This window comes from Neobacillus sp. PVCKKU3 (genome assembly GCF_058323225.1).
This window is the reverse complement of sequence record NZ_JBLVQN010000033.1, coordinates 1-25,378: the sequence shown is the minus strand read 5'-3', so window position 1 is coordinate 25,378 and position 25,378 is coordinate 1. Positions and strand designations below refer to the sequence as shown.

Annotated in this window: 23 protein-coding genes and 1 other annotated feature; of the genes, 17 read left to right on the top strand and 6 right to left on the bottom strand. The window is 42.7% G+C overall.

Annotated elements, in window-relative coordinates:
- Window positions 1-7 precede the first annotated feature (7 nt).
- On the bottom strand, window positions 8-1,651 hold the full coding sequence (serA, locus tag ACNQGS_RS20275) for a phosphoglycerate dehydrogenase (protein ID WP_491488939.1): 1,644 nt from the start codon (window positions 1,649-1,651) through the stop codon (window positions 8-10).
- Between the two features lie 102 nt (window positions 1,652-1,753).
- Window positions 1,754-1,967, bottom strand: a binding site (T-box leader).
- Between the two features lie 290 nt (window positions 1,968-2,257).
- Here serA and ACNQGS_RS20270 point away from each other — a divergent pair.
- Genes ACNQGS_RS20270 through thrB form a run of 3 tightly spaced genes read left to right on the top strand, consistent with a single transcriptional unit; the run spans window position 2,258 to window position 5,521 of the window.
- Window positions 2,258-3,553, top strand: coding sequence for a homoserine dehydrogenase (locus ACNQGS_RS20270; protein ID WP_491488938.1), 1,296 nt, complete (start codon window positions 2,258-2,260; stop codon window positions 3,551-3,553).
- Complete coding sequence (thrC, locus tag ACNQGS_RS20265) at window positions 3,550-4,620, top strand: threonine synthase (protein ID WP_491488937.1); 1,071 nt, start codon at window positions 3,550-3,552, stop codon at window positions 4,618-4,620. The genes ACNQGS_RS20270 and thrC overlap by 4 nt, the downstream gene beginning before the upstream one ends.
- On the top strand, window positions 4,607-5,521 hold the full coding sequence (gene thrB, locus ACNQGS_RS20260; protein WP_491488936.1) for a homoserine kinase: 915 nt from the start codon (window positions 4,607-4,609) through the stop codon (window positions 5,519-5,521). The genes thrC and thrB overlap by 14 nt, the downstream gene beginning before the upstream one ends.
- 28 nt (window positions 5,522-5,549) lie before the next feature.
- On the opposite strand, the gene ACNQGS_RS20255 is transcribed toward thrB, so the two are convergent.
- Both ACNQGS_RS20255 and ACNQGS_RS20250 read right to left on the bottom strand, forming a co-directional pair.
- Complete coding sequence (locus ACNQGS_RS20255; RefSeq protein ID WP_491488935.1) at window positions 5,550-8,087, bottom strand: bifunctional diguanylate cyclase/phosphodiesterase; 2,538 nt, start codon at window positions 8,085-8,087, stop codon at window positions 5,550-5,552.
- A gap of 73 nt (window positions 8,088-8,160) precedes the next feature.
- Complete coding sequence (locus tag ACNQGS_RS20250) at window positions 8,161-8,304, bottom strand: hypothetical protein (protein ID WP_491488934.1); 144 nt, start codon at window positions 8,302-8,304, stop codon at window positions 8,161-8,163.
- Between the two features lie 158 nt (window positions 8,305-8,462).
- On the opposite strand from ACNQGS_RS20250, the gene ACNQGS_RS20245 reads away from it, so the two are divergent.
- The 10 genes from ACNQGS_RS20245 to ACNQGS_RS20200 all read left to right on the top strand — a co-directional run bounded on the left by ACNQGS_RS20245 (window position 8,463) and on the right by ACNQGS_RS20200 (window position 20,424).
- A complete protein-coding gene (locus tag ACNQGS_RS20245; protein ID WP_491488933.1) occupies window positions 8,463-11,702 on the top strand; it encodes a winged helix-turn-helix domain-containing protein in 3,240 nt (1,079 codons plus the stop codon).
- 153 nt (window positions 11,703-11,855) lie between these two features.
- Window positions 11,856-13,052, top strand: a complete 1,197-nt coding sequence (locus ACNQGS_RS20240) for a substrate-binding domain-containing protein (protein ID WP_491488981.1) — start codon at window positions 11,856-11,858, stop codon at window positions 13,050-13,052.
- Window positions 13,053-13,240: 188 nt separating this feature from the next.
- Entirely contained in the window at window positions 13,241-13,996 is a 756-nt protein-coding gene (locus tag ACNQGS_RS20235) for an ABC transporter ATP-binding protein (protein WP_491488932.1), read from the top strand.
- Entirely contained in the window at window positions 13,993-14,700 is a 708-nt protein-coding gene (locus tag ACNQGS_RS20230) for an ABC transporter ATP-binding protein (RefSeq protein WP_491488931.1), read from the top strand. The genes ACNQGS_RS20235 and ACNQGS_RS20230 overlap by 4 nt, the downstream gene beginning before the upstream one ends.
- Window positions 14,701-14,717: 17 nt before the next feature.
- A complete protein-coding gene (locus ACNQGS_RS20225) occupies window positions 14,718-15,578 on the top strand; it encodes a branched-chain amino acid ABC transporter permease (RefSeq protein WP_491488930.1) in 861 nt (286 codons plus the stop codon).
- Window positions 15,579-15,582: 4 nt separating this feature from the next.
- Window positions 15,583-16,581 carry a branched-chain amino acid ABC transporter permease gene (locus ACNQGS_RS20220; protein ID WP_378582662.1) on the top strand — a complete coding sequence of 333 codons (999 nt, stop codon included), beginning with the start codon at window positions 15,583-15,585 and terminating at the stop codon, window positions 16,579-16,581.
- 12 nt (window positions 16,582-16,593) lie between these two features.
- Window positions 16,594-16,773 carry a hypothetical protein gene (locus tag ACNQGS_RS20215; protein ID WP_213117939.1) on the top strand — a complete coding sequence of 60 codons (180 nt, stop codon included), beginning with the start codon at window positions 16,594-16,596 and terminating at the stop codon, window positions 16,771-16,773.
- A 14-nt stretch (window positions 16,774-16,787) separates the two neighbouring features.
- Window positions 16,788-17,798 (top strand): 3-oxoacyl-ACP synthase, encoded by a 1,011-nt coding sequence (locus ACNQGS_RS20210; RefSeq protein ID WP_491488929.1) that lies wholly within the window; start codon window positions 16,788-16,790, stop codon window positions 17,796-17,798.
- A gap of 5 nt (window positions 17,799-17,803) precedes the next feature.
- On the top strand, window positions 17,804-18,706 hold the full coding sequence (phaZ, locus tag ACNQGS_RS20205; RefSeq protein WP_491488928.1) for an intracellular short-chain-length polyhydroxyalkanoate depolymerase: 903 nt from the start codon (window positions 17,804-17,806) through the stop codon (window positions 18,704-18,706).
- Between the two features lie 233 nt (window positions 18,707-18,939).
- On the top strand, window positions 18,940-20,424 hold the full coding sequence (locus ACNQGS_RS20200) for a class I adenylate-forming enzyme family protein (protein ID WP_491488927.1): 1,485 nt from the start codon (window positions 18,940-18,942) through the stop codon (window positions 20,422-20,424).
- A 25-nt stretch (window positions 20,425-20,449) separates the two neighbouring features.
- On the opposite strand, the gene ACNQGS_RS20195 is transcribed toward ACNQGS_RS20200, so the two are convergent.
- Together ACNQGS_RS20195 and ACNQGS_RS20190 are read right to left on the bottom strand one after the other, a co-directional pair.
- A complete protein-coding gene (locus ACNQGS_RS20195; RefSeq protein ID WP_491488926.1) occupies window positions 20,450-20,761 on the bottom strand; it encodes a spore coat protein in 312 nt (103 codons plus the stop codon).
- Window positions 20,758-20,964, bottom strand: coding sequence for a hypothetical protein (locus ACNQGS_RS20190; RefSeq protein WP_464491325.1), 207 nt, complete (start codon window positions 20,962-20,964; stop codon window positions 20,758-20,760). Before ACNQGS_RS20190 ends, ACNQGS_RS20195 begins: the two co-directional genes overlap by 4 nt.
- A gap of 136 nt (window positions 20,965-21,100) precedes the next feature.
- On the opposite strand from ACNQGS_RS20190, the gene ACNQGS_RS20185 reads away from it, so the two are divergent.
- From ACNQGS_RS20185 to ACNQGS_RS20175, 3 genes are read left to right on the top strand one after another with little or no spacing between them, the layout of a single operon-like run.
- Window positions 21,101-21,304: a spore coat protein gene (locus ACNQGS_RS20185; RefSeq protein ID WP_464491324.1), complete on the top strand. Its 204-nt coding sequence runs from the start codon at window positions 21,101-21,103 to the stop codon at window positions 21,302-21,304.
- A 15-nt stretch (window positions 21,305-21,319) separates the two neighbouring features.
- Window positions 21,320-21,679, top strand: a complete 360-nt coding sequence (locus tag ACNQGS_RS20180) for a spore coat protein (RefSeq protein WP_464491323.1) — start codon at window positions 21,320-21,322, stop codon at window positions 21,677-21,679.
- Between the two features lie 15 nt (window positions 21,680-21,694).
- Entirely contained in the window at window positions 21,695-22,831 is a 1,137-nt protein-coding gene (locus ACNQGS_RS20175) for a zinc-dependent alcohol dehydrogenase (RefSeq protein ID WP_491488925.1), read from the top strand.
- Between the two features lie 73 nt (window positions 22,832-22,904).
- On the opposite strand, the gene ACNQGS_RS20170 is transcribed toward ACNQGS_RS20175, so the two are convergent.
- Entirely contained in the window at window positions 22,905-23,789 is an 885-nt protein-coding gene (locus tag ACNQGS_RS20170; RefSeq protein ID WP_491488924.1) for a selenium metabolism-associated LysR family transcriptional regulator, read from the bottom strand.
- Window positions 23,790-24,116: 327 nt separating this feature from the next.
- Between ACNQGS_RS20170 and ACNQGS_RS20165 the strand changes: the two genes are divergently transcribed.
- Window positions 24,117-25,370, top strand: coding sequence for a DEAD/DEAH box helicase (locus ACNQGS_RS20165; protein WP_491488923.1), 1,254 nt, complete (start codon window positions 24,117-24,119; stop codon window positions 25,368-25,370).
- Window positions 25,371-25,378 lie beyond the last annotated feature (8 nt).

Here is a 25,378-nt window from a genome sequence, read left to right as displayed (position 1 = left end):
CTAAAAATCAAACACTCTCCACAGCCTGCGGCTCAACGCGGCCTGCCTCAAACGTATCTACATTTGATAACTCTAAAAATTGTGCTTCGTCTAAACCAGGAATTTGGACAAGTTCACGGCTGACTTCAGTACCGAGCGTCTTATCAAGCGTTAACACCATGATGGCCTCGCCGCCAACTTCTGTACGGCCCACCTGCATCGTACCGATGTTGATTTGATAGTCTCCAAGTAAAGATCCTACCTTACCAATCATACCCGGCACGTCCTGATGTTTAATATATAATAGATATTTCTCAGGCTTCACGTCAATCCGGTATTGATTAATCTTTACAATCCGGGCACCGTAGCCGTTCAACACAGTAGCCCCAATCCGAGCAGACTCATCACCTTGCGAAACTGAAAGCTCCAAATAGTTGGCAAAGCCTTTATTCGTAGCATTTTTCTGCACATTGTAGGAAACGCCCTGCTCTTTCAATAAATGAAGCACGTTGATGAGATTGACAGAATCGCTTAAATGATAGGATAAAACACCTCTAAGCATTGTCCGTGTCAATAATTCTGTATCCTCATCGATTAGATCACCATAATAATTGATTTCTATTTTTGTAGGTGCAGAGTTTTTCAATAATTGAATAACAAGCTGGCCCACTTGGTCGCCAAGTACTAAATAAGGCTGGAGCTTGGCTTGCGTTTCGCCTGACATTTGCGGCATATTTACCGCATTTTGGATGGATTGATTTTCAAAAATCTCAACGATTTCCGCGCTGACTTCCTCAGCAACCTTTTCCTGGGCTTCCACGGTAGAAGCGCCAAGATGCGGAGTAACGATAATATTCGGATTCTGCAATAACTCTGGGTCACCAACCGGTTCTTTTTCAAATACGTCAAGGGCAGCACCGGCAACATGGCCAGACTGAATCGCCCGGACCAACGCTTTTTCGTCAATGATACCGCCGCGGGCACAGTTCACGAAGCGGACACCTTTTTTCGTTTTGCTTAAAAATTCATCATTAATAATTCCGCGAGTATCATTAGTCAGCGGTGTATGGATGGTAATAAAATCAGCCTCGGCCGCAATTAAATCAAGGCTTGCTTTGGTAATGCCAAGCTTTTTCGCGCGGTCTTCAGTCAAATATGGGTCAAAGCCCAAAATATTCATGCCGAAGCCTTTTGCCCGTTTGGCCACTTCAGTACCGATCTTGCCCATACCAACAACACCAAGTGTCTTTTTGTACAGCTCCACTCCTTTAAAAGAGTTGCGGTCCCATTCACCGCCGGAGGTCTTTTGGTGGGCCTGCGGAATTTTTCTTGCCATCGCCAGCATCATCGCCAATGTGTGCTCAGTTGCAGCAATCGTGTTGGCACCAGGTGCGTTAATGACGATGATCCCTTTCTTGGTAGCAGCGTTGACATCAATGTTATCCACGCCGACACCTGCTCTAGCAATGACACGCAGGCGGCCTGCTGCCTCAAGAAGCTCTCCTGTTACCTTTGTTTGGCTTCTCACAATAAGGGCGTCGTAATCACCGATAATCTTTTTTAATTCATCAGTAGGCAGTGTTGGTTGTCTTTCCACAATGAAATTGGCATGGTCGACTAAGCATTTTAAACCTGTCTGGCTGATTCCGTCGGTTACAAGCACTTTGTACATTTTTAAAACCTCCAGTTTGTTTTTTTATAAAAATTTTAATAGCTTACGGTATTTCATAGATAAATAAAAAACGCCCCTCATAACAGACACAGTGGTCGTGTTATGAGGGACGTAAGTTAACGTGGTGCCACCCTCTTTTGCCGCAACACAGGTGCGGCCTCTAAGCAAATAACGGGTTGGTTATACCCGGGCTAGCCTACTAAAATTTCAGCAGCCAGTTCAGAAGGGCTGGGCATTATAGAAATTAGCACCGGTTCGCAGCGTCCACCGGCTCTCTGAAACTATTTCCTATTGCCGTCTTCATCATCACTTTTTCATTAATAGAATACACCCAATTGAGTGAAATTTCAAAATTCAACTGAATATAGGCATTATTCTACATCCCGCTTTCAGGCTTGTAAAGGGGTTAAATTCAAAAAAATTTGCCAGTTTTCTCTGAAAATTTTTACTCAAAATGAGGAACCTTGCTATAATGCATTAGTAAGCGATTACAGTAAGAAAAGTCAGAAATAAATCTATTGTAAAAAAATGAATAGACCCTTATAATGTCTACAATAGAAATACAATTGTTCACACCAGAAGGACATAGGAACGGAGGGGAAATGGGTGAAAGCAATTTCGATTGGATTACTGGGTTTGGGTACCGTTGGCTCAGGTGTTGTCCAAATTATTAAAAAAAATCAGGATAAATTAATGCACCAGGTGGGCTGTCCAGTAACGATTAAAAAAATTCTGGTTCAAAATTTAATTAAAACTAGACCTGTTGAAATCGAAGCAGGATTATTAACGAATAATGCTGATGACATCTTATTGGATGAAGAAATAGATGTTGTCATCGAGGTTATGGGCGGCATTGACGCCACAAAAGACTATTTGATTACGGCCCTCCGTCAAGGCAAGCATGTTGTGACTGCCAATAAGGATTTAATGGCGCTTCATGGCTCCGAACTGTTGACGGTGGCATCGGAGTATGGCTGTGATTTGTTTTATGAGGCGAGCGTGGCTGGCGGTATCCCGATTCTCAGAAGTTTGGTGGATGGTCTTGCTTCTGATCGTGTTACGCAAATGATGGGGATTGTCAATGGAACAACAAACTATATTTTAACGAAAATGAGCAATGAAGGCCGCTCCTATGATGAGGTGCTGAAAGAGGCGCAGGCTCTCGGTTTTGCTGAGACTGACCCGACATCTGACGTTGAAGGATTGGATGCAGCACGTAAAATGACCATCCTTGCTACATTGGGCTTCTCCATGCACATTGATTTAGAGGATGTAAAGGTGAAGGGCATTTCTGGCGTAACGGAAGATGATATCCGCTATGGGAAACAGCTTGGCTATACGATGAAGCTGATTGGATATGCCCACCGTGAAGGAGAAAAGGTCGAAGTCAGTGTCGCGCCTACCTTCTTGTCTGACAATCATCCGCTTGCTTCCGTTCAAAATGAATACAATGCTGTTTATGTGTACGGTGAAGCTGTGGGGGAAACGATGTTTTACGGGCCTGGAGCAGGCAGTCTGCCAACAGCAACCTCCATTGTTTCTGACCTTGTCGGTGTAGTGAAAAATTTGCGGCTCGGCGTGAATGGGAAAAGTGCAGTCACTCCGCAATATCCAAAGCAATTAAAGGATGATAACGAAAAATATTCGAAGTACTTCCTGCGTATCCACGTCCGCGATGAAGTTGGTGTTTTTGCCGATATAACGACGATTTTTGCTAAGTATGGGGTCAGCTTTGAAAAAATTCTTCAGCTGCCAATCAAGAAACATGAAACATCAGAAATTGTCCTAGTAACCCACAAAGCTTCTTTAACAAGCTACGATGGAATTCTACAGGAGTTAAATGACCTGCAAGCTGTAAAAGAAATAAAAAGTGCATATAGAGTGGTGAGGAAAACGATATGAGATGGCCAGGATTAATTGAAGCATATAAAGAATTTTTACCAGTAAATAATGAGACACCAAGGCTAACGCTAAATGAAGGAAATACTCCGCTAATTCACTTGCAGAATCTTTCCAAGGAATGGGGAGTAGAGCTTTATGTAAAAGTAGAAGGAGCCAATCCAACTGGTTCCTTTAAGGACAGAGGAATGGTAATGGCGGTTGCCAAAGCAATTGAGGAAGGCAGCAAAACTGTCATCTGCGCCTCTACCGGAAACACTTCAGCTGCCGCTGCAGCATATGCAGCCCGGGCGGGTATCAACTGTATCGTTGTGATTCCGGAAGGGAAAATTGCCATGGGCAAACTTGCTCAGGCGATGATGTATGGGGCCGAAATCATCTCCATTGAGGGAAATTTTGACCAGGCTCTTAAAATGGTGCGAGATATCAGCGAGGTAGAGCCAATCACATTGGTTAACTCAGTTAACCCTTTCCGTCTGGAAGGGCAAAAAACAGCTGCATTTGAGGTTTGTGACCAGCTTGGTTCAGCACCTGAAATTTTAGCGATCCCGGTTGGAAACGCCGGTAACATCAGTGCTTATTGGAAAGGCTTTAAAGAATATAACAGTAAAAAAGAAACTGGTCTGCCAAGAATGTTCGGTTTTGAAGCTGCAGGGGCCGCCGCTCTCGTACATAACCGCGTGTTTGAAAATCCGGAAACAATCGCAACAGCGATTCGGATTGGAAACCCGGCCAGCTGGGATTTGGCGGTTAATGCAGTAAATGAATCTAACGGGCAGTTTGATGAGGTTACCGATGATGAAATCGTCGCGGCTTATAAAAAATTAGCTTCCACAGAAGGTGTTTTTGCAGAGCCGGCATCCTGCGCTTCCATCGCTGGTGTTTATAAATCATTACAAAACGGGAAAATCGTCAAAGGCACCAAAATTGTCGCTGTTCTTACAGGAAATGGCTTGAAGGATCCGGACACAGCTATTCAGAGCAGTTTGGTGAAACCTGTTGTATTGCCAAACGATGAAAAGGCTGTGGCAGAGCATATTCGAGGGGTTGTCGGGCATGCCGCTGAATAATCAATGGATGATCAAGGTTCCGGCAAGCACAGCCAATCTTGGTCCGGGATTTGATTCCATGGGACTTGCGGTAGATCTGTATTTAACTTTAGAGGTGGAGAAAAGTGACCATTGGGAATTCTTTTCTCCTAACCCTGAATTAAAACAGCTTCCAACTGATGAAACCCATTTTATTGCACAAATTGCCCTTGAGACAGCTAAGAAATATGGAAAAGAGCTAACTCCCTGCCGTGTAAAAATGGAAAGTGAAATTCCCTTGGCACGGGGACTCGGTTCCAGCGCTTCTGCTATCATTGCAGGGATTGAACTTGCTGATATCGTGGGTGGCTTAAACCTGACAAAGGAGGACAAGCTTCTATTGTCAACTGATATAGAGGGCCATCCGGACAATGTCGGGGCATCCCTTTATGGGGGCCTTGTCATTGGAAGTTATCGACAAAACGAAGTGGAGATGCTGAGCTTTACCAATCTTTCCTTTGAAATGGCTGCGGTTATTCCAAAAGAAATCTTATTAACTAAGGATTCACGTGGAGTACTGCCAAACAGCTTTTCGATGAAAGAAGCGATCGAGGCTTCTTCAGCTGCGAACGTATTGGTGGCATCCCTGTTAAGTGAAAATTGGGAAATGGCCGGAAAAATGATGGAACGAGATCGGTTTCATCAGCCTTATCGGAGACCGCTGATTCCTTTTTATCAAGACGTTGAACAATTTGCAAAAGAGAATGGGGCATTCGGAACAGCATTAAGCGGCGCAGGTCCAACTGTCCTTTGCTTTGCTGAAAAGGGCAATGGCCGTCAGCTGGTTGCAGATATCCAAAAGGCTTTCCCGGAAATGACCGTAAAGCTCCTGCAAATTGATTCCTCCGGCAGCAGAGTCTGTGAAACAGCGAAACGGAAGTAATTTAAAACAAAGGCAAAAAGAGGCTGAATCATTCAGCCTCTTTTTGCTTTCTCAAATATTCCTCAAAATCGCTTTTATTTAATGGCCTGCTAAATAAATAGCCCTGCATTAAACAACAATCTCTAGAAAGTAAAAATTCCTTCTGATATTCCTTTTCGACTCCTTCTGCAATTACTTGAAGCTTTAAGCTTCGGCCCAGATTAATAATCGCTTCTGGAATCTCGGAGTTCTCAAAATCTTCTTCGATATTCTGAATAAAGGATTTATCGATTTTTAAGCAATCGATCGGTAAATCTTTTAAATAGCTTAAAGACGAATAGCCCGTCCCAAAATCATCAATAGAAATGGAGATTCCTAAACTTTTAAGTGTGCGAAGTGATTGAACAATTTCTCGTGAATTATTCAAAAGAATGCTTTCTGTAATCTCAATTTCAAAACAGTCAGGACGTAATTCACTATTGGCAAGAATTTCTTCGATCATTGTGACCATCTTGCGTGGTTCCTGAAACTGCCGGGCAGAAAAATTCACGCCTACTGATAACGGAATAGGCCTTTTCCTGTTCCAGACGCTTACCTGACTGCAGGCTGTTTTCATCACAAATTCCCAGATTGGCTGAATTAATTCTGTTTCTTCGGCAATCGGGATAAATATTTCCGGCGAAACAACACCCAATTCATCATCCGTCCATCTCAGCAATGCTTCAACACCAAAGATGGTACCTTCTTTTACATTCATTTTTGGCTGGTAATAGACTTCTAATAATTCATTTTCAATCGCTTTTCTTAAGCGAGCCTCAAGATGTGGTCTTTTTATATTCGCCTTTCTTAACTGTTCTGAAAAAACAACAACTTTGTTTCCTCCCATTTTCTTTGCCGTATACATGGCGGTGTCTGCGTAGATAATGAGACTTTCGATATTATCTGTGTGCTCGGGGTAGATGCTGACACCACAGCTGGCACCCATATAAATTTCTGTTTCATCAAGAAAATAAGGGGCTTTTAAGTTGGAAATGATTCTCTCAGCAGCACTCTTTGTATCTTGTAAATTATAATTGAACAATAAAATAATAAATTCATCGCCGCCTTGCCTGATGATGAAATGATTTTCATTATTGGGCAGGCTATCCTTTATACGACTGGCAGTCATTTTGAGGATTTCGTCCCCTTTGGAATGCCCAAAGGAGTCATTAACTTCCTTAAAACGGTCCATATCCATGAAAATAACCGATAAGGTTTCTCCATTTTGATTCGCCCTATTTACTATCGAAGGCAGTTTTTCTTGAAAATATCTTCTGTTAAGCAGTCCTGTTAACGCGTCATGATTCGCTTGGTATTCGATAAATTCCCTGCTCTGCTGGAGGTCCGTTACATAGTTGTGGAGGTCCTTAGACAAGGCATTGACGTTTTCCGCCAGCATGCCCAGCTCATCCTTGCGTTTCAAATGAAGGTTTTTTCCAAAATTGCCTTTGGCTATTTCATTGACCCGATCCACGATGTAACCAATCGGCCTGGTAATGGAGTTTGAAAAAATAAAGCTGATAATTAACACGATAATCATAATGATAATGGAAAGCAGGATATGAACCTTCAGTTCATGCGCCAATTCATTTTCTATCAGTCCATAATCATAAACGAGGCCCGTCACAAAAGCTGTACCATTGGCTGAACCGGGGACGAAGGTTTTCATAACGTTTTTGCCATTTAAGTGGCCCTTGTAGGATTGCGTTTTCCCTGTTTTCATCGCCATTTTGATTAAAGCAGCATCTTTTTTATAGTTTTCGTATTTATAGTCACCGTACCACTTAGGACGCGCTGAAATGCGCATATAGGAGTTTCCGTTTAAATGAACGTATTCGTCCTTTTTTCCGAAATTCTTGGGATTGAAAACAGTTAACTCCAAAATACCTTTTTGCTTGGTATAATCTTTTATAATTTTTTTAGGGCCAAAAAGATCCTCATATTCTATTGCTTCACTGTCCCGGAAATAAGGGTTTATGATATAATTCGTTGTTCCATCATAATAATAGCCCCATTTATCAACGTGATCCGGATCCGAAGAGGCTACTTCGATCGGTCCCGACCAATAATTTGGCAGTGTTAACCCCTTTCCGACCGTAACAGGCTTTAACGCAAAAAGCTGCTGATAGGCTTCATACCAATAACCCCATCCCTTGGTGGACATGTTAATTTCCTGAGGGTCAGATGATTTCACACCAATAATGTCATCTTCTGTCTTTGCCATTAAAGTAATGTGTGAGACCCCGACGTCCTTGGCTATTTTTTTGAGCTGCTCGTTTGAGACAACCTCCCAGCGGGGCGGAAGCTGATCCTTGATGGCGAGGGAGGCAATCCGTAAATCCCTGCCAAGAATATCTTCAACATATAAGGAACCCTTGGTTGTATTTTTGACATGATAGGAAATTTCCTTTGTGATCATGGAAATCTCTCGATTGTTAGTACTAATGAGCTGATTTTTTGAACGAATATAATGAAAAGCATTATTCGTGACTAAAATGATAAATACAAGTAAACAAAATAATAGCGGAAGTTTTTTCTTAATGGACAAGCTGAACACTCCAATGGGGCAGCATACACCTTCTTTGGGACGGAAAGTGTATGCCGCTGTTAATTACAGATGATTAGCCCTTTATTCCATGGAGCCATTCTTCATAGCATTCATCACATAGCGTTTCGTGCCTTTCTTGAGTGGCTGAGACAAAAGAAACTTGATGAAGATGTTTTTCTTCAAATTCATTTGTACAATAAAAACATGTTTCAGGCATTACTAATCCTCCTCTATAAATATAGATAATTTAGTTTCTTCCCGCAATGTAAGTTTTATGAAATAAAAAAATCTTTTAGTTAACTCGTACAGCTATATTCCAGTATGGTAAAATAGTGTAAAAATTGGGAATTTTTTTAGAGGGGGAGGCCTTCAAGTATGAAGCTTCCAATTATTCAAACGAAGCTGCGGGTTCCTGCGGTGAAAGATGAGTTTCTAAGAAGAGCAAATCTTACGAGGAAGCTGAAGAAAATACCAGAACATCCCTTAACTATTATTCATTCCGGGGCTGGCTTTGGAAAAAGCACTGCTCTTGCCTTGTTCATGAAGGACGAAAATATTAATGGCTGCTGGTATTCCATCTCTTCTATGGATGATGATATCCTTCCGTTTCTATCTCATATTATCCATTCCATTCGAAAAGCTGCCCCTGAGTTTGGCAGAGAGTTGTTAACCTTTGTGGAAACCACAGATCGTTATATCCGCAATGAAGAAATAGGTTTCCTCTGTTCTTTGTTTATTAATGAAATCCTTGAAACCAGTTCTGAAATCATTTTGATTTTGGATGATTTTCACCAAATTGAACAGTCCTATACCATTAATAGTTTCATGGAAAATCTTCTCGAGCATATCCCTGCCAATTTGCATATTGTGATCTCCAGCCGAAGCCGTCCGGTTTGGAAGCCTCTTACAAAAATGAAAGTGTGCGGACAATTGCTGGAAATTACCAAAGAGGACTTAATTCTGACCATCGAGGAAATGGAATTGCTCTTGTTGGACTTATATGGCCTGGAGGTGGAGCATCATCATTTATTAGCTATTTATCAAGTAACAGAAGGATGGATTATTGCTACATGTATGATTGCCCAGCAAATTCCCTTGAAACAGGACATTTCCGCTTTAATTGAGCAATCTTCCCTGTCCCTTCATGACTTTTTTCAGTATCTAGTTTTGGAAGTGTTTTCAAAGCAGCCGCCCATCATTCAGCAATTTCTTGAACAAACATCTATTTTTGAGGAGATTGAAGAGGAATTATGTGACGAGGTCATCGGCATTCAAGCGGCCTCAAGTATGTTGGAACAGTTAAAAGACCGAAACCTGTTTATCCAAAAAGTCGACTCGAAGCATTATCGTTACCACGCCTTATTTAAGGATTTCTTAGAAAATCATTTTGAAAAGAACCATCCGGAAAACTTTATCTTCCTGCACGAACGATGTGCCCGTTTTTATGAAAAAAGAGAGCTTTGGGAAAAGGCACTTTATCATTACAAAAAAATAAAACAGTTTAAAGCAATTGCCTCCATATTGCAGGAAAAGGGCTTTCACATGCTAGAAAGCGGTAAATTGGAAAGCTTAGCGGATTTGTTAAAAAAAATCCCTGAGGATGAGTTCGATACCTACTATCTTCTTTGGCTATTGAAAGCGGAGGTATACCGATACCGTTCCCAATATCTTGACGCCGAAGTATGTTATCATGAGGCTTACGAAGGTGCACGGAGGAGAAATGATTTCCTCGGAATAAGCAGGGCTTTAGAGGGAAAAGCAAAGATTTACTTGGACACGATTCAGCCTCAGCATGCAGAACAGCTTTTATATGAAGCGATTGCCCACCGCGAAAAAAGCAATAGCCCCGTGGAGGAGAGCGGCAGACTTTATGAATTATTATCCGAGAATCTGCTTAACTCCGGGAAAGCAAAAAAAGCGGAGGTTTGGCTAAAAAAAGCCAAGGAATCGACTATTTCCAAGCTTGACGGAAGCCTCGAGGCAAGATTGTATCTACGAACAGGACGGTTTGAGAAAGCAAAGAAATTTCTATATATGAAAAAAGCTGAAGTGAAGAATGTTCAACTTTCTTCCTTGCCGCAGGCACACCGTGAAATTGACTTATTACTTTCCATTATCGAGGCGTTTACAGGAGAAGGGAATAAAGCAAAAGAGCTTGCCCAGGCAGGCATCCAGCAGGGAATCAGCTTGAAGGCTCCATTTGTAGAGGCCTGCGGGTGGATTAGGATGGGGCACGCTGTTCAAATTTTGAATAAATATGATTCTTCGTTAGCGGAAAACTGCTATCAGACGGCACTAGAATTGATGGATAAATTGCAAGTCGACCGTGGTAAGGCAGAGCCATTAATGGGACTTTGCATTTTATATGGCGTCAGAGGGGAATTCGAACGGGCGATGACGGCCGGTAAACGTGCTTTGCAGGAGACGGAAAGAGTGAATGATCTTTGGCTTTCGGCCATGATTACGCTTGGTATGGGAATCACTTGCATTCATAATGAACGATTCTCGAAGGCCCTGGATTACTTGGAACAAACGAATACCATGTTTGTACATTGTGAGGACTCTTATGGTCAAATGCTCAGCAATTTCTGGCTGGCCTATTGTTTTCACATCGAGAAAAATTGGAAACAATTCAGGACTGCCATGCTTGAGTTTTTAAATATTGTCCAAACACACGAATATGAATTCATTTTTCATAAAAGATCTGTCTTTGGTCCAAGAGATTTGCAGGTGTTCATTCCTATGTTAATAGATTGTTTAAAAGAAGACGGACAAACAGGATTTGCGGCCAAAATTCTGCAGGATATGGGAATTGCCGCCTTGGAATCCCACCCCGGTTATTCCATCAGAGTCCAAACCCTTGGGCAATTCAGAATTTGGCTGGCGGATAAGGAAGTCGGTGAAAAGGAATGGCAAAGAGAAAAGGCAAAGGAACTATTTCAATTATTGATGACTACTGGTGAATTAATTTCAAAAGAAGAGATTATTGCAATCCTTTGGCCAAATCAAGAGAGAAAAAGTGCTGACCGGGACTTTAAGGTGGCCTTAAACAGCCTGCAGAATGTCCTTGAACCGGCACGGAAGGCAAGGGCTGCCCCTTTTTTTGTGATAAGAGAAGGAAGCTTCTATGGATTAAATCCACTGGCGGTGATTGAATTGGATACAGTCCTTTTTCAGGACTTGATTCAAAAAGGGCTTCAGGAAGCAGAACCTGAGAAAGGGCAGCTTTTTTTGGAAAAGGGCTTAAAGCTCTATCAGGGGGAGTATTTGCCTGACCGCCGCTACGATGATTGGTGTATTAGCAAAAGGGAGAGGATGCTCGTTTATTTCCTAAGAGGAGCGGAAAAAATGGCTCAAGCCTATGTTCGTCAGGAAAATTATGATGGGGCCATTTTCTGGTGTGAAAAAATATTGGAGCGGGACCGTACCTGGGAAGAAGCATACCGGCTGCTCATGTACTGCTACTATCGTAAAAATAACCGGCCGCAGGCCTTAAAATGGTATCAAAAATGCACCGAGGTCCTCGAAAAAGAACTAGGTGTTTCGCCGCTTGAGCCAACAAGGCATATGCGTGACATGATTATGGAATCTGACAGCTATATACAGCCAATCTGACAGCCTGAAAAAAAGGCTGTTTTTTTTGTAACTTCTTTGTAACTCCTATTTCCTATGATGAAGTCAAAGCATTTCCATGATTGACCTGAAAAATTTTAAGGGGGAAGAGATGTGAAGGGAAGCAGAAAAAGATGGGCATTTTTAGGATTACTAATGTTTGTGATGCTGTTTGCCAGTGCGTGCAGCTCGGACAAATCATCATCAGAGCCGAAGGACAACGGTGGAAAGAAGGAAGAAAATAAAGCCCCAATTAAGATCGGTGTGCTTGCATCAAAAACTGGAGCCTTGGAGTCCTACGGTAAACAAACATTAAGAGGCTTTGAGCTGGGACTACAATATGCTACAGACGGAAAGATGGAAGTGGATGGCAGAAAAATTGAATTCTATGTGGAAGATACCGAAACGAAGCCGGAAGTAGCTGTACAAAAAGCAACGAAACTATTAGAAGAAGATAAGGTAGATTTCTTGGTTGGATCGTCTAGTTCGGCTGATACATTAGCAGTACTTCCGCTGGCTGAGGAATATAAAAGAATTATGGTGGTTGAGCCAGCTGCAGCGGATACGATTACTGGGTCCGAGTTCAACCCTTATATTTTCCGAACAGCACGGAACTCTTCACAGGATGCAGTTGCAGGTGCAGCAGCTATCGCGAAAAAGGGTGTTAAAATTGCGACCCTAGCTCCTGATTATTCATTTGGACGTGACGGGGTAGCAGCATTTAAAGAAGCGGCTAAGAAATTAGGTGCTGACATTGTAAAGGAAGAATATGCAGATCCGGCAGCAACGGATTTTACCTCTAATATTCAAAAAATCATTGATGCCAAACCTGATTACCTATTCGTAGTCTGGGCGGGTGCTAACTCTCCATGGAAACAGATTGCCGATATGAAGGTTCAGGAAAAAGGCATCAAAATCTCAACCGGAGCACCGGATATTGCGGCCTTATCTACAATGGCACCACTTGTAGGAATGGAAGGCTTCACTGTCTATTATCATGATCTGCCAAAAAATAAAATCAATGATTGGCTTGTCGCTGAACATAAAAAGAAATTTAACAATGAGGTTCCCGACCTATTTACACCAGGAGGTATGAGTGCAGCGATCTCCATAATGGAAGCTGTCAAGAAAACAAAAGGCGATACTGACGCCGATAAATTGATTAAAGCGATGGAAGGAATGAGCTTTGAAACACCGAAAGGAAAAATGACCTTCCGACCTGAGGATCACCAGGCACTGCAGTCATTATATGCGATTAAGCTTGAGAAAAAGGATGGCGTGAATTATCCGGTTCCGGTATTAATGCGCGAGCTGACTCCTGAGGAAACCGCTCCGCCAATTCGTAATAAATGAAAACTCGCCGATTGGCGAGTCCGATAGGATGGTTCATGAGGCGTAGTTGAATTTATGCGTTAGGAAGTTGGAAATTTTGGAAAAATTTCTAATTTCCTATTAGCTAAATAAATTTCACAGGTGAGTGGGGGGATTAAGGTTTAATCGGGTCCCCCTCTTCCTATTTGTAATCTAGGGTGGTGATATGTTTGGCAGCATTGATCGAAACAAATGATTTATCGATAACCTTTGGCGGCCATACCGCGGTTGATTCCGTTACATTAACAGTTCCTGAAAAACACTTTAAGTCAATTATCGGGCCGAATGGCGCCGGAAAAACGACCTTTTTTAATCTATTAAGCGGGCAGCTTACACCGACAAAAGGGAAAATTTATTACCGGGGGAAAGACATCACTGCTTTTTCACCGACGAAACGAACCAGGGCAGGAATTGGCCGTTCCTTTCAAATTACAAATGTATTTCCGAATTTAACCGTTTTGGAAAATGTCCGGCTCGCTGTCCAATCGCAGGCGGGAATCCGCTATCAAATGCTCTTTCATTATAAAAAATATCGCCAATTTGAAGAGAAGGCACTGGAATGGCTAAGGCTGGTGCTTCTCGATGACAAACAGGACTCACTTGCGGCTAACCTTGCCCATGGTGAAAAGCGGAAGCTGGAAATTGCCATGCTGCTGGCATTGGAAACAGAGGTTTTACTACTGGATGAACCGACCGCGGGGATGTCCCTGGAGGAGGTTCCAGCGATTTTGGAAGTCATCAAGCGGATTAAGCAGCAAGGGGATCGAACCATCATTCTAATTGAACACAAAATGGATATGATTTTAGATTTGTCCGATTCTGTCATGGTTTTGTTTAACGGCAGGCTTCTGGCTGACGGCACGCCAGAGGAAATCATGAAAAATGAGACGGTTCAGTCGGCCTATTTAGGAGGGCTTTACGAATGAGCGAACTACTGCAGCTAAAGGACATAGAAACACATATTGGCCAATATCATATTCTTCAGGGTGTTTCGTTGGAAGTGAAAAAGGGAGAAGTGACCGTTTTGCTTGGCCGAAATGGAGCAGGTAAGACGACCACTTTACGGACTATCATGGGGTTTACACCTGCTTCCAAAGGAAGTGTGATCTTTAAAGGAGAGTCCATTCAGACTCTTGCCCCCTATACCATTGCCAAAAAAGGGATTGGCTTTGTACCGGAAGACCAAGGGATTTTTTCAGGCTTAACCGTTGAGGAAAATATGAAGGTGGCAATGCAAAAGGAAAATACAGAAACCTTGAAGAGAATGGATTGGATCCTGGAGCTGTTTCCTGACTTGAAAAAGTTTTGGAACAAGCCGGGAGGGCTGTTAAGTGGCGGGCAGAAGCAAATGCTGGCCATTGCCAGGGCCTATATTAATGAAAATGAATTGCTGTTAATCGATGAGCCGAGCAAGGGACTGGCTCCAATCGTTGTGGAAAAGGTGATGGAATCCATTACCCAAATGAAGGAGCAGACAACCATTGTTTTGGTCGAGCAAAATTTCATGATGGCGAGTACGATCGGTGACCGTTATTACATTATCGATGACGGCCAGACAGTAAGCCATGGAACAATGCAGGAATTGAAAGAAAACGAGGAAAAGAAACGAAAATATTTAGGGATTGCCTAGGAAAGGGGAAGACCTTTGTGGATTTATTCTTCAATTTGGCCTTAAATGGGCTGGCGACTGGGATGCTCATTTTCCTGCTGGCAGCCGGATTAACGCTAATATTTGGGTTAATGGATGTACTGAACTTTGCCCATGGCGGGTTATTTGCCTGGGGAGCTTACAGTGGTTTATGGATTTATGGGAAAACGGGGAGCTTTCTGATTGGCATTGCCGGTGCCGTCCTGACTGGATTCCTTTTAGGCATCATCACGGAAAAATGGATTATCAAACCGGTTTATGGCAATCATGTCCAGCAAATTTTAATTACACTTGGGCTCATGCTTGTGCTTTCGGAAATGCTGAAGGTGATTTGGGGACCTAATCAAATTACCGCCACGCCACCGGATTATTTAAAGGGAAGCTGGGAACTAGGCGGCGTGATTATCATTAAATATCGGGTATTTATTATTTTGGCTGGCCTGCTTATTTATATGTGCGTGCAATTTTTGCTCAAAAAAACAAAAATCGGCCTTGTCGTCCGAGCTGGCGTAATGAATAAGGAAATGGTCCAGGCATTAGGTATCAATATTCAAAGGGTATTTATGTTTGTATTTATGATTGGTGCAGGAATGGCTGCTCTCGGCGGAGTTCTTTTGGGGCCATATTCCGGAGTCATCCATGCCGGGATGGGAATGGAGTTTGCCATTTTAGCCTTTATTGTGGTAGTCATCGGGGGCATGGGCAATTTCAGTGGTTCCATTTTGGCGGCCATTCTGGTGGGGCTGTCCGGTTCTTTTATGGCGTACTATGTTCCGGATTTGTCGCTGGCTGTTAATATGCTGTTGATGGCAGTTGTATTGATTATTCGGCCGCAAGGGCTATTTGGGGCAAAGGGGTGAGAATATGAAGTGGTTACGGACCAATAAGGGGACAACATTATTTTGGATAGTTGCAGCATTTCTCTTTCTCTTGCCATTTGTCTATGAATCTCGTAATCTGATGATTTTATTAACGCAAATATTTATTTTTTCGGTATTTGCAATGAGCTATGACCTGCTCCTTGGTTTTACCGGTATTGTTTCTTTTGGTCACGCGATGTTTTTTGGAATTGGAGCTTATTCGATCGGGATTTTTATGAAGCGATTTGAGCCGACGATGCTGAATTTCCTGCTTGCACTATTGGCAACACTTGCTTTAACGGCGCTGGTCAGCTTTTTAGTCGGTCTTTTGACGCTCCGCTTAAAAAGCCACTTTTATGCGATGTTAACGTTGTCTTTATCGGGATTGTTTCTAGTAGCGGCAGAAAAATGGCGGAGCCTGACCCATGGGAATGATGGCTTTACATTTCGTGTTCCGGAGCAATTTATTGACCGGACTGATTACTATCTGATTTGTCTGCTGATTATGGCGGCGGTGTTTATGATTTTAAAGCGGTTTACCAATTCACCGTTGGGACGGGTGCTTCAAGCGATTCGCGAGAATGAGCAGCGCACCGAGTCTCTTGGCTTTCATGTCCTCCACTATAAAATTGCCGCAAGCATTGTTTCCGGAGTATTAGCTGGTGTTGCGGGTATTCTTTATGCGATGTCACTACGGTTTGTCAATACAAGTGTTTTTTCGATGGACATCACATTGGATGCGTTGTTAATGACGATTATCGGCGGTGTCGGCACACTATATGGCGCGATGATCGGTGCGGGATTAATTGAATTTGCCCATGACTGGCTGACAGAGCTGGCGAAAGAGCATTGGATTTTTGAACGCTGGATTATCTTTTTTGGCATTATTTATATTTTAGTGGTCATGTTTTTCCCGAAAGGAATTGTCGGTACGTTAAGGACCATAACCTGGAAGCGGAAAAAGCAGCAGGCAGTCAATAAAAAAGAAAAGCTGGCGGGCTAGAAGGAGGCGGCGATGGATACGAATCAAGTTACCTCCTTTGTCGTTCGTTTTCAATTGGCTGCAGTCGAAAAGGAGACTGGGTCCCGGCACTGGAGGATTAAAGTGACCCATGTGCAGGAAGACCGGGAAACTTTATTCGAAACGATTGAAGAGGCGATGTCGTTTATGAAGGAAATTGCGGAAGATTCATAGAGTAGGTGATCGTTTTGCAAATAGGCATAGTAAGTACAGGGATATACTTGCCGGAAAAAACAATGACTGGTCGGGAAATCGCCGAAAAGGCAGGCATTCCGGTGACCGTTGTAGAAGAAAAAATGGGGATTAGGAAAAAGCATATTCCAGGTCCCGATGACCATACCTGTGAAATGGGCATCCTTGCTACAAGAAAGGCGCTTGAGAAAGCCTCGTTTAATCCTTTGGATATTGACCTCGTCATTTATATCGGTGAGGAGCATAAGGAATATCCACTCTGGACGGCGGGAATCAAACTGCAGGAAGCAATCGGCGCTTTTAATGCCTGGGCGTTTGATACGGCTTTAAGGTGCGGCACAACCGTGATGGCGTTGAAGGTAGCGAAAAGCATGATGCTCTCTGACCCAGGTATACGTACGGTTCTTCTTGCCGGGGGTTACCGAAATGTTGATTTCATAGATTACGAGAACCCTAGAACAAGATTTATGTATAATCTTGGTGCTGGCGGCGGGGCCATTCTTCTTCAAAAAGATTATTCGGAAAATCTTTTGCTGGAGACGGAAATCCTGACGGATGGTTCTTTTTCCGAGGACGTCGTCGTCGTTGCCGGCGGCACTAAACATCCGATCTCGATCGAGGCGATTGCCAAACGCTTGAACATGCTCGATGTACTTGACCCTGAGGGGATGAAACAGCGCCTTGAGGAAAAATCAATGAGCAATTTTTTAAAAGTCATTCGCGAATCGGTTCGGAGGAGTGGGTATACAGTGGATGATATTGCGTATTTAGCGATTCTTCACATGAAAAAATCCGCTCATGAATATGTTTTAAGAGAACTGGGCTTGTCCGACGAGCAGGCAATTTATTTGGAGGATTACGGTCATATTGGGCAGATAGATCAAATCTTGTCGTTGGAGCTGGCTTTACGGGAAGAGAAAGTGAAGGACGGTGATCTTGTCGTTTTTGTCAGCGCCGGTATTGGCTATGCGTGGGGAGCGACAACCATTAAATGGGGAAAGGGATGATAGGGATGGTAAACGTATCAGTGAAGAGTGTCGAGCTTTCAAACGGAGAAACGCTTTTCTACCGGGAAAGGGAAGGCGGAGAAATAAAGGTATTATTAGTTCATGGTAATATGACTTCATCCAAGCACTGGGATCTCGTTCTTGAAAATATGGATGAGAAATATAAATTGTTTGCCGTTGATTTGCGGGGATTCGGCCTGTCTACCTATAACAACCTAATTATGTCGATTAAGGATTTCGCTGATGATGTCAAGCTGTTTGTAGACGCGATTGGTTTGAAAGACTTTGCGCTTGTCGGCTGGTCAACCGGAGGTGCAGTGGGTATGCAATTCGCCGCTGATTATCCTGGATACTGCAATAAATTAATATTGCTTGCTTCCGAATCCACGAGAGGCTATCCTTTTGACGGGAAATTGAGTGATGCTGATGAGCTGCGCCGATTTACCTTGCATGAAGAGATAAAGCGGGACCTCGTCCGCACGATTCCTGTGCAAGCCGCCTATGATACCAATGATGCCGCTTTACTGAAATTAATTTGGAACGCAGTCATTTACACTCACAATCAGCCGGCACCTGCTCTTTATGATGAGTATGTTCAAGACATGCGGACGCAGCGCAATTTAGCTGAAGTCCATCACGCCAACAATACCTTTAATATCAGCCATTTTCATAATGGACTTGTTCCTGGAAATGGCAAGGTCGACGACATTCATGTTCCTGTTCTAGTCTTATATGGTGAAAGGGATATGGTCATTACCAGAGAAATGACGAATGAGCTTTTAGCAGATTTGGGAGATAAGGCGACCTATGTGGAATTGAAAAACTGTGGCCACTCCCCATTAGTGGATGACCTGCCGCAATTGTTGGAGGAGATGACAAAGTTTTTGGAGAAAGAAGTGCAGGTATAAGGGGTGAGTTAAGGGAACGGCCTTTCTGGGTCGTTTTTTTATTTAACTTTTCCTGTTTGTTCCAAAATGTGTCGTGAAAGTCCGGAATTTTGTAGTAAAAACCTGAAATTATGTAGTGAGCACCCAAATTTACGTTGTGAAACCGTGATTTTATGTAATGGACTCTTATGTAACTCCTCTGTAACCACTCCCAGCTAAAATAGCACCATCTAGTAGTGAAGGAGCGAGTTTTGGTGAGGTGGGAACTGGATTGGCTGGAAAATAGAGCGAGATTATCGCCAAATAAAGCTGCCATAATCGATGTTAAGACTAACGAGACTTGGACTTACGAACAATTGAGCGCACGGGCGAACAATACGGCAGCAAACTTGCAAAACAGAGGCGTAAAAAAGGGCGATCGGGTTGCTCTCTTGGCCCCAAACGATATATGCTATTTTGATTTATTATTTGCCTGTGGAAAAATTGGCGCTATTTTTGTACCGCTGAACTGGAGGCTTTCTGTTCATGAAATAAACGAAATATTGCAGGACTGCACACCGATTCTGATCTGGGTACATGAACAATTTATTCATAAATATGATCAGCTTCCTGGGGAAAAACCACACTCTTTTATGGTCAGAGGCCCTAATTATTCTGAAATTAAATGTCTCCAAAAAATAGAAGAAATTTCTGAAACCGACCCATTAGCGATGATTTACACGGGCGGTACAACCGGCAAGCCAAAAGGTGTTGTGTTAAGCCATCGCTCCATCCTCTGGAATGGGATCAATTCCATTTTGAGCTGGGGGCTGACGGATCAAGATGTCACAGTCAATTATATGCCCATGTTTCATACCGGCGGCTTGAATGCGTTAAGCATTCCCATCCTTATGATGGGCGGGACCGTTGCCATTGGGAACCATTTTGATGCGGCGGAAGCAGTAGAATCCATCAATCGTTACCACTGCACAATCATTCTCCTAGTACCAACGATGTATCATATGTTAATCCAATCGGAAGAATTTAAAAGCAACCATTTTCCTTCTATGAAAGTCTTCTTATCTGGGGCGGCGCCATGTCCCATGCAAATTTATGAGGCGTTTCAAAAAAAGGGCTTGGCTTTTAAAGAAGGATATGGGTTGACAGAAGCGGGACCGAATAATTTTTATATAAGCCCCGAGGAAGCGCAGATAAAGCGCGGCTCAGTCGGCAAACCGATGATGTTTAATTCAATCACTCTTGAAAAGACAGATGGCAGGGAAGCAGCAGCAAACGAAGTAGGCGAACTATTAATCAGGGGCAAGCATGCTTTTTCGTTCTATTGGAATAATGAACAAGCGACGAACGAAACAATGACAGATGGGTGGATCCGCACCGGGGATTTAGCCAGAAGGGATGAACAGGGCTATTATTATATTGTCGGCCGGAAAAAGGATATGATCATCACCGGCGGTGAAAATATTTATCCCTTGGAAGTTGAGCATTGGCTTGCGGAACATCCAGCTATCGAAGAGGCTGCTGTCATCGGCCAGCCAGACGAAAAATGGGGCGAAGTGGTAGTGGCTTTTATAGTTTTTAAGGAATGGAGCATAACTGAAGGTGAACTAAAAACATATTGTGAAGCCAAACTAGGCCGCTATAAAATTCCTAAAAAATTTATTCAAGTAAACGAACTTCCGAAAACCCATGTGGGAAAAATTGACAAAAAGAAATTAAAGGAAATGGCCATCAAAATATAAAGGAGAACCGAAGTGTTCTCCTTTTCTATTGCTGACCCATTTTTTGAGCAAGATTTATGGACGTGTCCGCAACAGTTAAATCAAGGTTCAATTGTTCACTTAAATCATGTGGATGATAAAAGCCTTTTGCCAACATATAGTTTGTTATTTTCTCATGCGTGGCGATTGCTTCGTTTAACTGTTCGCGCAGTGCCGCTTTTAATTCAGGTGTGGCGGTTTCTGTAATCGCTGCAGCATAATTTCTTATAGCCGCTTTGGCTGAAACAAGAAAATCGGTCGCGATGACCTGGTCTGTCAATCCGCCCATGCCCATCAGGTTTTGGATTAATTGATTCACTCATTTTCCCCCCGATTTGTTAAAAACTCCTTTAGTCTTTCGATGTGCCGGATTCCTGCAGCGGCATCAGCCGTAAGAATGGCCTGCAGCTCCTCATCCTGCGCCAATTTACTCATTGTTGCCGTTTTCGTAAGGCAAAGATTTTTAAAAGCGATTATTTCATGGAGATCCACAGTTTCATGGAGTGCTAATCGTTTAATCACATAACTCCCCCCAATCGTACCTAATCGTTCTTTTTTATCGTTTCTATCCTTCCTGATTGTTATACACCTTCTGGTTTTGCATAAAAGAAATTGTCCTATGGAGAAAATAACAAGGTATCAAATTGGAGGTGAATCCATGGACAGGTTGGCTTTGCATGAAACGATGGAAACGCATGAATTAATAAATTTTAAAACTGTCTGCTTATTGAAATCAAAATTAATGCAAGGTGTCTGCTTTGATAACGAATTAAAAGCCTTAATGGCCAAGGATGTAAAGCAGTCCATTCAGGATATGAACGAATTACTTCGATTTTATCAACAAAGCCAGTTACTGCAGTAAAGAGAGGTGAATGGAATGGAGGACTTTTTAGACCCAAGGAATGCGGAAGGGATGCCGAATCTGGCAGATTCAGCAATTGCGATGGACTTTTTGCTGGGCATCAAGACTGGAATCCGGACGTATAGCTTTGCCATTACCGAAACAGCCAACCCGGAGCTGCGGAGGACTTTACATCGGCAAATGGAAGCGGCCATTGATTTGCATACGGAGATTTCAGACCTAATGATAAAAAAGGGATGGTTGAATCCCCATAGCGTTAAAGAACAGTTTCCGGTCGATCTTAAAGCGGCAGAAACTGCCATCCAGATTGCGGAGTTGGATATATATCCTAGTGACACAGATCGCCGCGGGATGTTTGCAACTCCAAACAAATAGGGAGGTGAATAATAAATGAAGGCTGTTACATACCAAGGTATAAAAAATGTAGAGATCAGGGAGGTGAAGGACCCGTCCATTAAAAATGCTGATGATATTATCGTAAAAATCACCACTTCGGGGATTTGCGGCTCTGATTTACATCTCATCCATGCGATGATTCCGAATTTGCCTACCGATTATGTGATCGGCCACGAACCGATGGGGATTGTCGAGGAGGTCGGCCCGGAGGTAACCAACTTAAAAAAAGGAGACCGGGTCATCATTCCTTTTAATGTCAGCTGCGGGCACTGCTGGTATTGTACTCACGACCTTACAAGTCAATGTGATAACGGCAACCCGCATGGTCAAGGGTCGGGCTTTTTCGGCTATTCGGAAACAACGGGCGGGTATGCCGGCGGTCAAGCAGAATATATGAGGGTTCCGTTTGGGAACTTTACACCCTTCAAAATACCGGAAAACTGTGAAGTGGAGGATGAAAAACTGGTCTTACTGGCAGATGTTATGCCGACCTCCTACTGGAGTGTGGACCATGCAGGTGTAAAACCCGGTGATACTGTTATTATTCTTGGCTGCGGGCCAGTTGGCTTAATGGCGCAAAAATTTGCCTGGCTTAAAGGGGCAAAACGGGTTATTGCTGTAGATTATGTGGGCTACCGCCTTGAGCACGCAAAACGCACGAATAAAGTAGAAATTGTCAATTTTGAGGATCATGAAAATGTCGGGGATTACTTGTTGGAAATCACCCAGGGCGGAGCGGATATTGTCATTGATGCAGTAGGGATGGATGGGAAAATGACCCCATTGGAATTCCTAGCTTCAGGGATGAAACTGCACGGCGGGGCGATGGGGGCGGTTGTTATAGCCAGCCAGGCGGTAAGAAAAGGCGGTACGGTACAACTTACCGGAGTTTATGGCGGCAGATACAATGCCTTTCCGCTGGGGGATTTCTTTCAGCGCAATGTGGATATTAAGATGGGACAGGCACCAGTAATACCTTACATGCCGTTTCTGTATGACATGGTAAACAGGGGGGAATTTAACCCATCTGACATTATCACACACGTTCTTCCGCTAGACCGAGCCAAGCACGGTTACGAAGTATTTGATACTAAAACCGAAGACTGCATCAAAGTAATCCTTAAACCTTAAATCATTAAAGAACTTGGGAACTGCCGGACGTAATACTTTACAGCAGCGGGGGCATGCCCCCCGTCAAAGTTTTTTAGAGCAATTCAGCGGCTTTTTCAATAAATAGTTTGGCTAGGATGGATTGGGTTTTATGGATGTTATAGGTGAGATAAAAGTATCTTTCCTCATCAAATCCAGGAATTTCATACATTTTAAGTCTGTTTTGGGCAGCATATTCTCGTGCGGCTATTTCGGAAATAATCGAGATGCCAATATCTTGTATGACAAACTGTATTAAGCTCTGACTGGAATCTGTATAAGCAATAATATTCAATTTATCCTTTGATATTTTATGTTTCTTTAGAACTCTTTCAAGAATGGCATTTGTGCCAGACTCGGAGTTCCTCATAATAAATGGATACTTCAAAATCTCTTGAATGTTTACCGGTTCTGTTATATTCCGTTCATTTGCTGTAATCAGAACAAGCTTCTCCTTTAATAGCGGTATATAGTGAAGTTTATAGCTTTCATACTTTTCTCCTAAGACCCCAACTTCGACGGATCCGTTTAGTACTTTTTCCACGACATTTTTTGAGGAGGACTGGCTAATATGAAACATGGCATTTTCGTAATCTTCTCTAAAACTCTTGACCATTTTCGGCAGAAGGAACTGCCCCGGCACCGAGCTTGCGGCAACCCGAATCATGCCTCGAAGTTCAGTCATTCCTTGTTTTAAATCCATTAAAGCCTGGTCTTTTAAGAGCAATAGTTTAAGCGCCCACTGATAAAGCCGCTCACCGTGGGGAGTCAATATACTTTCACGACCAACGCGATCAAAAAGCTGTACATTCAATGTTTTTTCCAAGGCCTGAATATGGGAACTGACAGTAGATTGACTTAGAAAAATATCCTCAGCGGCCTTCGAAAAGCTTTTATGTTCAACCACCTTAGTAAATACATATAACTGGTGTAAATCCAACGAGAGTTCCTCCTATGTTCCATTCGTGAAACCGATAATCGGTACCCGAATTAATAGATAGTTTAAATATATCATTGATATTTATGAATCCAATATTTCAAGAAGCTAATTTTTTTATTAGGTAGTTTAAAGAGTTCATAAAATTGTCACTTTATCCTTATGATACGAAACAGTAAAGAACCTTTATAAAAATACCAGGCTGCCTAAGATAGCTCAGCAGCCTTTTGCTTTTTTGCTGGTAAATTCAATTTTCGCAAATGAATAATTGAAATTATTGTGGAAAACAATCATTATTAGTGGAAGGTAATACAGAAAGTAGGCGGTTATTTGTCAGAATTTTTATCATTAGGGATTTCAACCACAGTAGTAGATAAATTACTCAGGTATGGGATTGCAACCCCAACACCGATTCAACACCGGGCGATTCCGGTTATTATGAAGGACATGGATACAATTGCCCAAGCACAAACAGGTACAGGCAAGACGCTGGCCTTTATCCTGCCCATCCTTGAAAAATTGAATCGAAATGACGTTCATATTCAAGCCCTTATTGTGACGCCAACGAGAGAATTGGCTTTGCAAATTACGGATGAAATTGAAAAATTGATTCATGATTTCGATGATGTTAATGTTCTAGCTGTTTATGGCGGGCAAGATGTTGACAGACAATTAAAGAAATTGAAGAACCATCCACAGATTGTTGTAGGGACTCCGGGCAGGCTTCTCGATCATATTCGAAGGGAAACAATCCAATTAGCGAATGTATCTTATCTTGTTCTGGATGAAGCAGACCAAATGCTTCATATTGGTTTTCTCAGCGAGGTTGAGGATATCATTAAAGAAACGCCCGCAAGCAGGCAGACCATGCTGTTCTCAGCAACAATTCCTCCTGAGGTTAAAAAGCTTGCAAATAAATACATGCGGACCCCGGAATATATTCAAGTCGAAAAAGTTCAGGGACCCGCTGACAATGTGAAACAGATTGCCATTCATACGATTGACCGTGCGAAGCAGGCAACTCTTATCCAATTAATTGAAACGCATCGGCCATTTTTAGCAGTGATTTTTTGCCGGACAAAACGGAGAGTTTCCAAGCTTTATGAAATTCTAAAAAGCCATGGATTTCCCTGCGATGAGTTGCATGGTGATTTGTCACAGGCAAAACGAGAGCAGGTCATGAAACGGTTTCGGGATGCGGAAATACAATTGCTAATTGCCACCGATGTAGCAGCAAGAGGACTTGATGTAGAAGGTGTAACCCATGTGTTTAATTACGATATTCCTCAGGATCCCGAGAGTTATATTCATAGAATTGGCAGGACCGGACGGGCAGGGACGAAAGGACTAGCTATCACCCTTTATTCTACTAAGGACCGGCCGACTCTTGATTTAATTGAAAAAGAGCTAAATATTAGAATAAATAAACAAAATCTAGGGAATGAGAATAAGGAAAAAGAAACTCAGCGGGACACTTCTGCAAAAAAACGACAAGATGGACAACAAATGAAAAATGTCCATCAAAAGAAAAATGGTGAAAGAAAACATCAGAAGAAGAATTTTGCAAGAAAAAAACCCCATTAATGGGGTTT

Bases quoted from the DNA above. Each gene is read 5' to 3' on its own strand.
- ACNQGS_RS20175 (WP_491488925.1), top strand. From the start codon at position 21,695: ATGAAGGCTGTTACATACCAAGGTATAAAAAATGTAGAGATCAGGGAG.
- ACNQGS_RS20215 (WP_213117939.1), top strand. From the start codon at position 16,594: ATGGATACGAATCAAGTTACCTCCTTTGTCGTTCGTTTTCAATTGGCT.
- thrC (WP_491488937.1), top strand. From the start codon at position 3,550: ATGAGATGGCCAGGATTAATTGAAGCATATAAAGAATTTTTACCAGTA.
- ACNQGS_RS20230 (WP_491488931.1), top strand. From the start codon at position 13,993: ATGAGCGAACTACTGCAGCTAAAGGACATAGAAACACATATTGGCCAA.
- ACNQGS_RS20240 (WP_491488981.1), top strand. From the start codon at position 11,856: ATGTTTGTGATGCTGTTTGCCAGTGCGTGCAGCTCGGACAAATCATCA.
- ACNQGS_RS20180 (WP_464491323.1), top strand. From the start codon at position 21,320: ATGGAGGACTTTTTAGACCCAAGGAATGCGGAAGGGATGCCGAATCTG.
- phaZ (WP_491488928.1), top strand. From the start codon at position 17,804: ATGGTAAACGTATCAGTGAAGAGTGTCGAGCTTTCAAACGGAGAAACG.
- thrB (WP_491488936.1), top strand. From the start codon at position 4,607: ATGCCGCTGAATAATCAATGGATGATCAAGGTTCCGGCAAGCACAGCC.
- serA (WP_491488939.1), bottom strand. From the start codon at position 1,651: ATGTACAAAGTGCTTGTAACCGACGGAATCAGCCAGACAGGTTTAAAA.
- ACNQGS_RS20220 (WP_378582662.1), top strand. From the start codon at position 15,583: ATGAAGTGGTTACGGACCAATAAGGGGACAACATTATTTTGGATAGTT.
- ACNQGS_RS20245 (WP_491488933.1), top strand. From the start codon at position 8,463: ATGAAGCTTCCAATTATTCAAACGAAGCTGCGGGTTCCTGCGGTGAAA.
- ACNQGS_RS20185 (WP_464491324.1), top strand. From the start codon at position 21,101: ATGGACAGGTTGGCTTTGCATGAAACGATGGAAACGCATGAATTAATA.
- ACNQGS_RS20250 (WP_491488934.1), bottom strand. From the start codon at position 8,304: ATGCCTGAAACATGTTTTTATTGTACAAATGAATTTGAAGAAAAACAT.